The organism is Flagellimonas aurea (assembly GCF_017313785.1).
Taxonomy (GTDB): domain Bacteria; phylum Bacteroidota; class Bacteroidia; order Flavobacteriales; family Flavobacteriaceae; genus Flagellimonas; species Flagellimonas aurea.
This window is the reverse complement of the sequence record NZ_JAFLNL010000003.1, coordinates 276,540-288,926: the sequence shown is the minus strand read 5'-3', so window position 1 is coordinate 288,926 and position 12,387 is coordinate 276,540. Positions and strand designations below refer to the sequence as shown.

At 42.1% G+C, this 12,387-nt stretch carries 12 protein-coding genes and 1 pseudogene; 10 read left to right on the top strand and 3 right to left on the bottom strand.

Translation table 11 applies throughout. From position 1 onward, the window contains the following. Window positions 1–63: 63 nt before the first annotated feature. Window positions 64–1,002, top strand: a complete 939-nt coding sequence (locus tag J0656_RS07175) for a calcium/sodium antiporter (protein ID WP_207032573.1) — start codon at window positions 64–66, stop codon at window positions 1,000–1,002. A 64-nt stretch (window positions 1,003–1,066) separates the two neighbouring features. On the opposite strand, the gene J0656_RS07170 is transcribed toward J0656_RS07175, so the two are convergent. Further along, the gene (locus J0656_RS07170; RefSeq protein ID WP_207032569.1) at window positions 1,067–2,077 is read right to left on the bottom strand and encodes a glutamine synthetase beta-grasp domain-containing protein; all 1,011 of its coding nucleotides are present in this window, start codon (window positions 2,075–2,077) and stop codon (window positions 1,067–1,069) included. Between the two features lie 211 nt (window positions 2,078–2,288). Between J0656_RS07170 and J0656_RS07165 the strand changes: the two genes are divergently transcribed. The 7 genes from J0656_RS07165 to J0656_RS07135 all read left to right on the top strand — a co-directional run bounded on the left by J0656_RS07165 (window position 2,289) and on the right by J0656_RS07135 (window position 9,219). Then, window positions 2,289–4,475, top strand: a complete 2,187-nt coding sequence (locus J0656_RS07165) for a glutamine synthetase III family protein (RefSeq protein WP_207032567.1) — start codon at window positions 2,289–2,291, stop codon at window positions 4,473–4,475. 80 nt (window positions 4,476–4,555) lie between these two features. Further along, complete coding sequence (locus J0656_RS07160; protein WP_207032564.1) at window positions 4,556–5,734, top strand: AIR synthase related protein; 1,179 nt, start codon at window positions 4,556–4,558, stop codon at window positions 5,732–5,734. A 48-nt stretch (window positions 5,735–5,782) separates the two neighbouring features. Further along, window positions 5,783–6,223 carry a QcrA and Rieske domain-containing protein gene (locus tag J0656_RS07155; RefSeq protein WP_207032562.1) on the top strand — a complete coding sequence of 147 codons (441 nt, stop codon included), beginning with the start codon at window positions 5,783–5,785 and terminating at the stop codon, window positions 6,221–6,223. Between the two features lie 21 nt (window positions 6,224–6,244). Beyond that, window positions 6,245–6,682: a thioredoxin family protein gene (locus J0656_RS07150; protein WP_207032555.1), complete on the top strand. Its 438-nt coding sequence runs from the start codon at window positions 6,245–6,247 to the stop codon at window positions 6,680–6,682. After that, the gene (locus tag J0656_RS07145; protein WP_207032554.1) at window positions 6,679–7,674 is read left to right on the top strand and encodes an FAD:protein FMN transferase; all 996 of its coding nucleotides are present in this window, start codon (window positions 6,679–6,681) and stop codon (window positions 7,672–7,674) included. The genes J0656_RS07150 and J0656_RS07145 overlap by 4 nt, the downstream gene beginning before the upstream one ends. Window positions 7,675–7,686: 12 nt before the next feature. Then, window positions 7,687–7,896, top strand: a complete 210-nt coding sequence (locus J0656_RS07140) for a DUF4266 domain-containing protein (RefSeq protein ID WP_207032553.1) — start codon at window positions 7,687–7,689, stop codon at window positions 7,894–7,896. A 27-nt stretch (window positions 7,897–7,923) separates the two neighbouring features. After that, window positions 7,924–9,219, top strand: a complete 1,296-nt coding sequence (locus J0656_RS07135) for a DUF3570 domain-containing protein (RefSeq protein WP_207032552.1) — start codon at window positions 7,924–7,926, stop codon at window positions 9,217–9,219. Here the strand turns inward: J0656_RS07135 and J0656_RS07130 are convergent. Next, a pseudogene (locus J0656_RS07130) lies at window positions 9,200–9,772 on the bottom strand (ATP-binding cassette domain-containing protein); the annotation flags it as partial. The gene J0656_RS07135 and the pseudogene J0656_RS07130 overlap by 20 nt on opposite strands. Before the next feature lie 448 nt (window positions 9,773–10,220). Between J0656_RS07130 and prfA the strand changes: the two are divergent. After that, complete coding sequence (gene prfA / locus J0656_RS07125) at window positions 10,221–11,297, top strand: peptide chain release factor 1 (RefSeq protein ID WP_108246485.1); 1,077 nt, start codon at window positions 10,221–10,223, stop codon at window positions 11,295–11,297. A 42-nt stretch (window positions 11,298–11,339) separates the two neighbouring features. After that, on the top strand, window positions 11,340–12,161 hold the full coding sequence (pyrF, locus tag J0656_RS07120) for an orotidine-5'-phosphate decarboxylase (RefSeq protein WP_207032551.1): 822 nt from the start codon (window positions 11,340–11,342) through the stop codon (window positions 12,159–12,161). Window positions 12,162–12,177: 16 nt separating this feature from the next. Here pyrF and J0656_RS07115 read toward each other — a convergent pair whose 3' ends face one another. After that, entirely contained in the window at window positions 12,178–12,369 is a 192-nt protein-coding gene (locus J0656_RS07115) for a hypothetical protein (RefSeq protein ID WP_108246487.1), read from the bottom strand. Window positions 12,370–12,387: the final 18 nt, after the last annotated feature.

Below are 12,387 nucleotides of genomic sequence, written 5' to 3'. Positions count from 1 at the left end.
ATTTTTTAGATAACCTTCTTGGTTGCGGGTTTCTTCCCTTATCTTTGACCGAAAAATTACTTTTTGGGAAATTTACTTTTTATTGTTTTGGGGTTGGTACTGTTGATTGCAGGCGGAAATTGGTTGTTAAAATCGGCAGTGGCATTATCCCTTAGAATGAATATTCCCAAGATTGTCGTCGGCATGACGGTGGTCTCCTTTGCCACCTCAGCCCCGGAATTGATAGTTAGTGTAAAAGCGGCCCTTGATGGTTTTCCCGACTTGGCACTAGGTAATGTGGTCGGTTCCAATATAGCTAATTTAGGTTTGGTTCTGGCCATTACCGTTATATTGGGAAGTATAGATGTACGAAAGAGCTTCTATACTACAGATTGGCCCGTTATGATGTTTGCTTCTTTGCTCTTTGGTGGTTTTATATATTTTGATGGAGAGCTTCAGCAATACGAAGGGATTATTTTGGTGTCCTTTCTATTTGTGTTCTTGGTGTACCTTTTAAGATTTCAGAAAACAGCTGTTGTGGATGAAATGCCAGAGGATGATGTGCCTTTGCCTCTGTATAAGATCGTTCTGTATTTGGGAATAGGGGGAACGGCGCTTTGGGGAGGTTCGGAATTATTGATAGATGGCTCCGTAGGATTGGCATCCTCCTTTGGGGTAAGCGATCGTATAATTGGAATCACAATAGTCTCGGTAGGCACAAGCATTCCGGAATTGGCAGCATCGGTAATCGCGGTACTAAAAAAGGAAAAAGCAATATCTCTTGGGAACTTGATTGGTTCCAATATTTTTAACCTGTTGGCCGTACTGGGTATAACATCAATTATTACTCCTATTACGGTAATGGACCAAGGTTTATTGTCCAGTGATATTTTTTGGATGTTGGGAATATCCTTTCTTGTTCTTCCTTTGGTTTTCTTTCCCAAGGGATTGCGTTTGGGCTGGAGAGACGGATTGATTCTCTTGGCTTTTTATGTCACCTTTGTTTATTTTACCATAAAATAAAAACCGCCCCAAAAAGCGGGACGGTTTTCATCTATAATCAACAACTAATTTATATACGTGTTTATTATACTTTTGCGGATTTAACCGTTTTTACGATAACGGCCGCAACTTTGTAAGGATCGGCATTGGAAGCAGGTCTTCTATCTTCCAACCATCCTTTCCAACCTCTTTCAACGGTCATAATAGGGATTCTGATGGAAGCGCCCCTATCGGAAACACCGTAACTGAAATCGCTAATGGAAGCAGTTTCGTGCTTACCGGTCAATCGCTCATCATTGTACTCACCATAAACGGCAATGTGCTCTTTGGTCACCGGACGGAAAGCTTCGCATACTTTTTCATAAACTTCTTTAGAACCACAAGTTCTCAACAGGTTGTTGGAGAAGTTGGCGTGCATACCGGAACCGTTCCAATCACCTTTGATAGGTTTTGGGTGGTACTCAATATAGTAACCGTAGCTCTCGGTCAATCTTTGTAGCATATAGCGTGCAACCCAAATTTCATCACCGGCTTTTTTGGCGCCTTTGGCGAACAATTGGAATTCCCACTGTCCAGCGGCAACTTCTTGGTTGATACCTTCAAACTGAAGACCAGCGTCCAAACAAAGGTCGGCGTGCTCCTCAACAAGGTCCCTGCCCCAAGTGTTTCTTCCACCAACGGAACAGTAGTATAAACCTTGTGGTCCTGGATAACCTCCAACAGGAAAGCCCAATGGCAACTGAGTTGCAGTGTCCATAATAAAGTATTCCTGCTCAAATCCAAACCAGAAGTCATCATCCTCATCATCGATAGTAGCTCTGGAGTTGCTCGCGTGTGGAGTTCCATCAGGGTTCAACACCTCGGTCATTACCAAATAACCATTTCTTCTTGCTGGATCAGGGTAAATCGCAACAGGCTTCAACAGGCAGTCAGAGGAACCACCTTCGGCTTGTTTGGTAGAAGAACCATCGAAGGACCACGTAGGGCAGTCTTCCAATTTACCGCTAAAATCTTCCTCAATTCTAGTCTTGCTTCTAATGTTGGCTGTTGGCTCATAACCATCCAACCATAGATACTCTAATTTAGATTTGCTCATAATTCTGGTAGTTAATCGTTCTCAATTTTATGATTAACAAAAATAGTTTTTTCATTTAATTATCAATGTTTTAAGGGGGTAAAATCACAAACTTCCCTTTATTATTTATATTACCCCTGTTTTTGAAAGGGATCAATGAAAAAAAAGTAATTTTTGAAGTTTAAATTATTAAATTCTTAATTGTAGATTTGAAAATTAAAAATTATTGAATATGCCGAAAACAAGATTTCAAGCTTTGGTCGAAAGCCGCAATAGGGAACATATCAATATTGATGAAACGGGCAAAAGATCGGACCTATTTGCGAAAAATGTTTTCAATGAAGATAAGATGCTTCAATTTCTTACCGGTGAAGCATTCGAAAAAGTAAAATCAGCTATTTTCCAAGGCACAAAAATAGATAGAAAGATTGCGGACCAAGTAGCCGAGGGCATGAAGGCCTGGGCACTTTCCATGGGAGCTACGCACTATACGCATTGGTTTCAGCCCTTGACAGGTGCAACGGCAGAGAAGCACGATGCATTTTTTGATATTCTGCCCAACGGCAAGGCAATGGAAAAGTTTGGAGGAGCACAATTGGTACAGCAGGAACCAGATGCTTCCAGTTTTCCGAGCGGTGGAATCCGAAATACTTTCGAGGCGCGCGGATATACCGCATGGGATCCAACCTCACCGGCATTTGTCTATAAGACAACACTTTGTATACCCACCATATTTGTGGCCTATACAGGCGAGGCTTTGGATAACAAAGCTCCTTTGCTACGAGCTTTGCAAGCAGTTGACCAAGCTGCGACAGGAGTGGCGCAATATTTTGATAAAAATGTAAGAAAAGTCCATGCCACATTAGGATGGGAGCAGGAATATTTTTTGATAGACAAAGCACTGGCCAATTCCCGATTGGACCTCTCCGTAACCGGCCGTACCCTGGTGGGAAGTTTTTCCGCTAAGGGTCAACAGCTGGATGACCACTATTTTGGGGTGATACCGGCCAGGGTGCTTGGTTTTATGAGCGAATTGGAAAAAGAATGTACCAAACTTGGCATTCCGGTAAAAACACGTCATAATGAGGTGGCACCTAACCAGTTCGAACTGGCCCCGGTTTTTGAAGAGGCCAACCTGTCCGTAGACCATAACCTTTTACTTATGGATGTGATGGAAGAGATTGCCGATAAATACAATTTCTCGGTGCTGTTCCATGAAAAACCATTTGCTGGGATCAATGGCTCTGGCAAACACAATAACTGGTCCTTGGCAACCGATACGGGAGTGAACCTGTTGAGTCCCGGTTCAACACCCATGAAAAATCTGCAGTTCTTGACGTTTTTTGTGAATACCATCAAAGCGGTGGACACGTATGAAGAATTGTTGAGGGCATCCATTGCCTCTGCAAGTAACGATCATAGGTTGGGTGCCAATGAAGCACCGCCGCCGATTATATCCATATTTATCGGAAAACAGCTGAGCGATGTGCTGGACGAATTGGAAGGTGTTTCCAAAGGAAAGCTATCGCCCCAGGAAAAAACAGAGCTTAAGCTTAACGTGGTGGGTAAGATTCCTGAAATTTTATTGGACAACACCGATAGAAACAGAACATCACCGTTCGCCTTTACGGGCAACAAGTTTGAAATGCGGGGCGTGGGCTCCAAGTTGAACTGTGCCAAGCCCATGACCATGCTCAACACGATCATGGCCAAACAGCTGACCGACTTTAAAAAGGAGGTTGATGTATTGATAGACAAAAAAAACCTGAAAAAGGACGAAGCCGTTTTCAATGTGCTTCGTGAATATATCAAAACCTCCAAGCGTATTCGTTTTGAAGGTGATGGTTACGGAACAGAATGGCAGGAAGAGGCAAGAAGACGAAAACTGAGCTTCAATAAAAATACACCAGAGGCACTTCAGGTAATCACATCAAAGGAGAGTCTTGACCTTTTCAAGCAGATGGATGTGATGAGCGAGGTAGAACTCAAGGCCCACAAAGAAGTGGAGTTGGGGGCATATATTTTCCATATCCAGATTGAAGGCCGTGTGTTGGGGGAAATGGTCTATAATCATATCATTCCAGCAGCGGTGAAGTATCAAAATATGCTGTTGGAAAACATCAGTGGTCTCAAAGAAGTATATGGGGCTGCACATAAGAAAACCGCAGAAGTCCAATTGAATATTTTAGAGCAAATCGGAGAGCACATTGTGGAAATCAAAAGATTGACCGATGAAATGGCCGATGCCCGTAAAAGGGCCAACGGAATGTCCGTGGTGGATAAAAAGGCCCAGGCATACTGTAACAATGTAAGGCCATATTTTGAGAAGATACGGGAGCATTCGGATGCCTTGGAGAAATTGATTGCCGATGAATTCTGGCCGTTTACCAAGTATCGCGAAATGCTGTTTTCCAAATAGAACAAACAGTAAAAATTGAAAACACGGAAAGCATGTCAATAATTTGATGGCTTTCTGTTATTTTTGCCCAAACCTTTCATATGTCATCGGATACCAGTAAAAGATATGCGCAAAGGGGTGTTTCAGCCTCCAAAGAAGATGTGCACAACGCCATCAAGAATATTGATAAGGGACTTTTTCCCAAGGCGTTCTGTAAAATTGTACCCGATTATTTAACAGGTAGCGACGACCATTGTTTGGTGATGCACGCCGATGGTGCAGGTACCAAATCGTCTTTGGCGTATATGTATTGGAAAGAAACAGGTGATGTTTCGGTATGGAAGGGAATCGCCCAAGATGCACTTATTATGAACGTGGATGACTTGATTTGCGTGGGCGCCACCGATAATATTATGCTGTCCTCCACAATTGGACGGAACAAAAACTTGATTCCAGGTGAAGTAATTTCGGCCATTATCAATGGGACCGAGGAATTGATTTCCGATTTGGACAAACATGGCATTACCATCCGTTCCACGGGAGGTGAGACTGCAGATGTTGGCGATTTGGTGCGTACTATAATAGTTGATTCTACCGTAACGGCCAGAATGGAACGAAAAAATGTCATTGATAACGCCAATATCAAGGCTGGAGATGTAATTGTTGGGTTGGCCTCCTTTGGAAAGGCGAGCTACGAAACCGAATATAACGGCGGAATGGGCAGTAATGGACTGACTTCTGCACGGCATGATGTGTTTTCTAAATATTTGGCGGAAAAATACCCAGAAAGTTTTGATGCATCTGTTCCTGATGAATTGGTGTATTCGGGCAATACAAAACTAACTGATGAGGTGCCCGGTTCGCCCCTTGATGCAGGGAAATTGGTTTTGTCGCCTACGCGAACATACGCACCCATCATCAAAAAAATATTGGAGCAATATTCTTCCGATGAAATCCATGGGATGGTGCATTGCAGTGGCGGAGCCCAGACCAAGATTCTTCATTTTGTGGACAATCTGCACATAGTCAAAAATAACCTGTTCCCGATTCCACCTCTGTTCAAATTGATTCAAGAACAATCTGGAACCGACTGGAAAGAGATGTATCAAGTCTTTAACTGTGGTCATCGAATGGAACTGTATGTAGATGAGCAGGTTGCGGAAAATATCATTGCCATTTCTCAAAGTTTTGATGTAGATGCGCAGATTATTGGACGGGTAGAACCATCCGAAACCAAAAAATTGACCATCCAAAGCGAGTACGGTAAGTTTTACTACTAGCATACGATTTCTCTGGAAATAGCGTTTTAATATATAAACCTTAATGCTATGGAAAGAAAAGAGTTTCTCCGAAGTTTGGGAGCTGGCGCCGCATTTGCCCTCACATTTCCCTGTTTACAAGGGTGTTCCAAGGATGAAATTGATGGTAACCTGGTCGAGGAACCTACAGGAATCGACTTTACCATTGACCTTACTTCAGCTGAAGCATCGAATCTTTCCGAAAACGGAGGTTTTATTTTAAAGAACTTAGTGGTCGTTGCCAGAAACCTACAAGGGGAATATGTGGCGGCAAGCCAAGTTTGTAGTCATCAATCTTATGATCAGGTGCGTTTTGTGGACCAGAGCGGAGGTATTTTTTATTGCGACGTGCATGGTTCAAGGTTTGGTCAGGATGGAACCCCGTTAAATCAGGTGGATGGAACCCCGGCCAGAGCACTGACAGTTTACAATACGGAACTCGATGGCTCCATTTTGCGGGTTTATGAATAGGTTTTTTGAATCCCAAATCGAATGAAAAAATTAATCTACATTCTACTATTCACTTGCTGTGGTGTGCTTCAGGCTCAACAGTGGCAAGAAAGTTTTGATGATGCACTTACCAAAGCGTCTGCGGAGGACAAACCGATTGTTCTGGTTTTCTCAGGGTCGGATTGGTGCGCTCCTTGCATCCGTCTAAAGAAACATATTTTTGATAGTGATGAGTTCAAGGCTTACGCTTTGGAGCATTATGTAATGTACGATGCAGATTTTCCCAGGAAAAAGCAAAATCAACTTCCAGAGGCCAAAATGAACCAGAATAAGGCCTTGGCCGAAAAATACAATACCAAAGGATACTTTCCATTGGTGGTGGTTATGGATAAGGACCAACATGTATTGGGTACCACAGGTTTCGTGGCCCGGACCAGTCCCGAAAAATATATTAATACCCTCAATAAATTCTTAAAATGAAAACCCTCGTAGCCTTAGCTTGCAGTCTATCTTACCTGCTGTCGTTCGGGCAGTTGGGGCAAACAGATGTCACCGTGAAAAAGACCCTAAAATTAATGGGTACTCGGTTCGAGATAACCGTGGTGGCACCAAACGAGGAAATTGGTTACATCAACATAGATGAAGCCGTATCCGAAATTGAGCGGATAGAACGGATTATTTCATCGTGGGACGACAACTCCGAAACTTCCCTCATCAACAAAAATGCAGGTATAAAACCCATTAAAGTAAGTCAAGAGCTTTTTGGATTGATTGAGCGGGCCATCAAAATATCTGAAATTACAGACGGTGCTTTTGATATCACTTATGCTTCCATGGACAATATCTGGAAGTTTGATGGTACCATGGATAAGATTCCAAGTGAGGCGGAAATCAGAAATTCTGTGTCAAAAGTGGGATTTAAAAAAATCAAATTGGAAGCGGAAAACCAGACTGTGTATCTCCCTGAAAAAGGAATGAGAATCGGATTTGGGGCCATTGGTAAGGGGTATGCTGCCGACAAAGCGAAAGATTTGCTTGTGTCCAAGGATGTGAAAGGAGGCATCATAAACGCTTCTGGCGACCTAACTACATGGGGAACCAAGGTAACCGGGGAAAAATGGTTGGTAGGAATTGCCAACCCATTGAGCAAGGGCAAAGTTTTCAGTTGGTTGCCTGTAGTGGAGTCCTCGGTCGCCACTTCGGGGAATTACGAAAAATACATCACGCTCAACGGTGAAAAATACTCCCATATTATCGACCCAAGAACGGGATATCCTACGCGGGGAATCAACAGTGTTTCCATTTTTGCCAAACAAGCCGAGCTGTGCGATGCTTTGGCAACGGCAGTTTTTACAATGGGACGCGATGTTGGTTTGCACATGATTAATCAGATTGATGGGGTAGAGGCCGTTGTGGTAGATTCTGAGAACAAAGTTCATCGAAGTTCAGGGATTATGTTCGATACGAATTAGTACATTTATGGTATGGGAAAACTTATTGCTCTATTGTTCCTTTTAATCTTAGCGAGCTCTTGCGTTGTAGTGCGAGAGTATGATAAAGTCTATGTGAACGCTGAAGAAATGCAGTTGAGTGCCAGGCCTTGCGAACGGTTCGAGACCAATTTCCATATTTATAGAGAGGCGTCCTCCGGTGCCAATGGCGGCAAAACAGGGGGCGGATGCGGATGTAATTAGATGCTAGCTTAATCAACCTAAAACCTCATGACGCAGTTGTCCAGATCAGTAAAATCCGTTTTCGTAATCCTTTTCTTTTTGATAACATTCATCGGCTGGTCGCAACAAGCGGACACTTCGTACAAGAGAAGGGTTTTGGAGACAAGTGAAATCGACTTATTGTTCAGTTATTATAATCAGGATGGGCAAAATGCAGCAGTAACTGGTGGGGAAGGTACCGAAGAGTTAACGGATGCCACTTCGAGCATAGTTCTTAGAATGCCCATGAACGAAGACGATATTTTAACGGTGGATGTTGGTCTGTCCGCCTATACCTCTGCCTCTTCCAGTAACGTGAATCCTTTGGACGGTGGACTCAATGTTACTCCTTTTGACGCTTCTTCGGGAGAATCACGAAAGGATATGTTGGTCTATATCAACCCATCATACCAACATAGTTCAGATGACCGAAACACCATTTGGAGTGCCAACGCCTATTTTTCATCGGAATACGATTATTCTTCGATAGGGTTTGGTGGCAGCTTCACTAAATTGTTCAACGAAAAAAATACAGAAATTACCCTGAGCGGTCGCGTGTTTTTGGATAAATGGAATTCACAGTATCCCATAGAACTACGCGAAGGTTTTTTTGATGACCGTATCTCGGGGAACGGGACTTACAGCCCTATTTTTACGGAATTTGATGATGAGAACAGGAACTCCTATTCACTTTCCCTGAGCTTTTCTCAGATATTGAGCCAAAAATTGCAGGGAGCCCTTTTTATGGATGTGGTTTCCCAGAACGGATTGTTGAGCACGCCATTTCAACGGGTCTACTTCTCGGATTTCGAGGATTTTTATATTGATGAGTTCCAATTGGCGGACAATGTGGAGCAATTGCCAGATAGTCGTTTTAAACTACCTGTTGGTGGTCGTTTGAATTATTATTTGAACGATTTGGTCATCCTGCGTTCCTATTACCGTTTTTATTGGGATGATTGGGGCATCAGTTCGCACACGGCCAGTCTGGAAGCTCCATTTAAACTTACGGATAAGTTCACTTTGTTTCCCACATATCGCTACTATACCCAAACAGCGGCGGATTATTTTTATCCCAAGGAGCAAGCATTGTCTACCTATGACTTTTATACTTCGGACTATGATCTGTCAAATTACGATGCCCACCAATATGGGATAGGGGTACAGTACAAGGATATTTTTACAAGTGCTAGTGTACTCAACTTTGGATTAAAGACCATTAACCTAAGATTTAGCCAGTACGACAGGAGCGATGGGCTCAGCGCCTTTATAGTGACCCTTGGAACTACCTTTGTTGGGAATTAACAGGCAAATACCCCTCATTTTCGAGATCTGTAATATTGTGAATCAATTTTGAGCATCCATTTTTAAGGAAGTATAAGTCATTACTCAAGGAAATAATTTCTTCGTACAAATGATCGGTAATCAATATGATTTTATTGGTTTTGTTAGTCTGGATAATGTTTTTGATCTTGGAAATGTAGATTGGTGACAGGTTGGAGAACGGTTCATCAAGGAGAATTATGCTTTTTTTGCTGTTTAATATCAAATAGGTTTCCAATAACCTGAGTTCGCCTCCGGAAAGTTTGGACGTATAATGGTTTTTAAAGATTTTGAAGTGTTCAAAACATTCAATAAAATTCTCCCAATCCACATTGAACAATCTTAGACTTCTGTACACTGTCATATTTTTTGTAAGAAGTCTGTGTTGAGGTAGAAAAGCGATTTGATTTTTTTGGAACAAAGGTGCTTTAATGAATTTTCCATCAATTCGGATAGATTTGTATTTTGGTTCCAAACTTCCGAACAAAATGTTCAGCAAGGAGGTTTTTCCAGAACCATTTCTCCCCAAAATACCCGTGACTTTACCACTTTACGCCTTCAAATACACACCTCTCAAAATGGTTTTGTTGTCAAAGGAAAGTTCTATGTTGTCGATTTCAAGAATCAATGGAAAAAGATGATGTAAATGATTATGGATATTAGTAAGTCAAACACAAAAGCGAGTGACAACAAGCAAAACTTTGAAATTCCAAAGTTTTGATATAAAACCAAATCTTTGGAATATCCTGGATTTGAAAACCTAAGGATAAACAATCCAATGAAAACCAATTTTAAAGCGATTATTGAAGAAAATGGTGCTTTAAAAAACATGAGTAGAACCGTAATCAAGGTGGATGCCAAGAGAATGGTTTTGTAGAACATAAAAACCAGTAGGTACGTTTTAAAACGGAATAATGGAGCCATGGTATTTACTAAATGTACAAATTAATCGTAAATTCGCATTCCACTAGGAGGATTGATTTATGCTAGACAAACTCAATATTGTAAAACAACGTTTTGATGAGGTATCGGACCTGATCATACAGCCCGATATTATTGCGGACCAAAAAAGGTACGTAAAACTCAACAAGGAGTACAAAGACCTTAAGTTGCTCAGCGACAAACGAGACGAATACATAACCCTTACCAACAATATAGAAGAGGCAGAGGAGATTATTTCGGATGGTAGTGATGCCGAAATGGTTGAAATGGCCAAAATGCAGTTGGACGAGGCTAAAAGTGCCTTACCCAAATTGGAAGAGGAAATTAAATTTCTTTTGATTCCTAAAGATCCTGAGGATGCCAAAAATGTGGTCATGGAAATCCGTGCAGGTACAGGAGGTGACGAGGCCAGTATTTTTGCGGGCGACCTGTTCCGTATGTACACAAAATATTGTGAATCCAAAGGTTGGAAGACCAACGTGATCGATTTGAGCGAAGGAACCAGTGGAGGATACAAGGAAATCCATTTTGAAGTAAATGGCGAGGACGTTTACGGAACGCTAAAGTTCGAGGCAGGGGTGCACCGTGTACAACGTGTACCACAGACCGAGACCCAAGGTAGGGTGCACACCAGTGCTGCTACCGTAATGGTGATCCCTGAAGCCGAGGAGTTCGATGTGCAGATTGATCCCAAGGATGTCCGAATCGATTATTTCTGTTCATCCGGACCTGGAGGACAGTCGGTGAACACCACATATTCTGCGGTACGCTTAACGCACGAACCTACTGGAATCGTAGCGCAGTGTCAGGATGAGAAGTCACAACACAAGAACAAGGACAAGGCGTTCAAGGTGCTTCGTGCCCGATTGTACGATATGGAATTGGCCAAAAAACAGGCCGAGGACGCTGCTAAACGTAACTCCCAAGTAAGTAGTGGTGACCGTTCGGCGAAAATCCGTACCTATAATTATCCGCAAGGAAGGGTGACCGATCACCGAATTGGTCTTACACTTTACGATTTGCAGAATATTATAAACGGAGATGTGCAAAAAATCATCGATGAGTTGATGTTGGTGGAAAATACCGAGAAACTCAAAGAAGCTTCAGAAATATTTTAATCTTTTGAAACCAAGTTCCAGCCGGGTCGAGAAACCATCAAAATGAAGATAGAAGATTTAATTGCCCAGATACGTCAAAAAAAATCGTTCCTATGCGTTGGTCTCGACACTGATTTGGATAAAATCCCTGATCACCTTCTAAAAGAAGAAGACCCCATTTTTGCCTTCAATAAGGCTATTATAGACGCTACACATCCTTTTTGTGTGTCCTATAAACCCAATATCGCTTTTTATGAAGCCTATGGCCTGCAAGGATGGAAGTCTTTGGAGCGAACCATGGAGTATCTAAATGCGAATCACCCAGAAATGTTCACCATAGCAGATGCCAAACGCGGGGATATTGGAAATACATCTACCCGATATGCAAAGGCTTTTTTTGAGACCATGGATTTTGATTCCATTACCATCGCACCCTACATGGGCAAAGATTCGGTGGAGCCTTTTCTGGAATTTAAAGACAGGCATACTATTTTATTGGCATTGACTTCTAATCAAGGTGCTTTTGATTTTCAGACCAAAAATTTGGATGGGCAGGAATTGTACAAAGAAGTATTGTCGGTTTCCAAAACGTACAAAGGTTCACAAAGATTAATGTATGTGGTCGGTGCCACAAAGGCCTCTTATTTGGAGGATATTCGAAAGATTGTACCGGAGAGCTTTTTATTGGTGCCCGGTGTGGGGGCACAAGGAGGTAGTTTGCAAGAAGTATGCAAGTATGGAATCACCAAAAATGTAGGTTTATTGGTGAATTCTTCCAGGGGAATTATTTACGCATCAACAGGCAATGACTTTGCCGAAGTCGCTGCGAAAAAGGCATACAAAATCCAGCAAGAAATGCAAATTGAACTGAGTAAAATCAAATAGGCCATATCAATGCCGATTATAGGCTTTCTAAAATCTTTTTGATACTCTGGGCCTTTCTTTTGAAAAACTCGTCCAATTGATTCTCTTTTGCGGCAACACTTGCTGCTTTTTCCATAAAATTTTGGTGCATCACCTCCAATATGGAAGCTGCTTGGCTTAAACCTGTAATCGGTGTTACAGCCCCTACTTTACAATTTTGATTATTCATAGCTCTCAAGACTTGTTA

What these genes read in the sequence shown, in the direction of transcription:
- J0656_RS07170 (WP_207032569.1), bottom strand. Translation starts at nt 2,077, where the DNA reads ATGAGCAAATCTAAATTAGAGTATCTATGGTTGGATGGTTATGAGCCA.
- J0656_RS07165 (WP_207032567.1), top strand. Translation starts at nt 2,289, where the DNA reads ATGCCGAAAACAAGATTTCAAGCTTTGGTCGAAAGCCGCAATAGGGAA.
- J0656_RS07160 (WP_207032564.1), top strand. Translation starts at nt 4,556, where the DNA reads ATGTCATCGGATACCAGTAAAAGATATGCGCAAAGGGGTGTTTCAGCC.
- J0656_RS07155 (WP_207032562.1), top strand. Translation starts at nt 5,783, where the DNA reads ATGGAAAGAAAAGAGTTTCTCCGAAGTTTGGGAGCTGGCGCCGCATTT.
- J0656_RS07150 (WP_207032555.1), top strand. Translation starts at nt 6,245, where the DNA reads ATGAAAAAATTAATCTACATTCTACTATTCACTTGCTGTGGTGTGCTT.
- J0656_RS07145 (WP_207032554.1), top strand. Translation starts at nt 6,679, where the DNA reads ATGAAAACCCTCGTAGCCTTAGCTTGCAGTCTATCTTACCTGCTGTCG.
- J0656_RS07140 (WP_207032553.1), top strand. Translation starts at nt 7,687, where the DNA reads ATGGGAAAACTTATTGCTCTATTGTTCCTTTTAATCTTAGCGAGCTCT.
- J0656_RS07135 (WP_207032552.1), top strand. Translation starts at nt 7,924, where the DNA reads ATGACGCAGTTGTCCAGATCAGTAAAATCCGTTTTCGTAATCCTTTTC.
- prfA (WP_108246485.1), top strand. Translation starts at nt 10,221, where the DNA reads ATGCTAGACAAACTCAATATTGTAAAACAACGTTTTGATGAGGTATCG.
- pyrF (WP_207032551.1), top strand. Translation starts at nt 11,340, where the DNA reads ATGAAGATAGAAGATTTAATTGCCCAGATACGTCAAAAAAAATCGTTC.
- J0656_RS07115 (WP_108246487.1), bottom strand. Translation starts at nt 12,369, where the DNA reads ATGAATAATCAAAATTGTAAAGTAGGGGCTGTAACACCGATTACAGGT.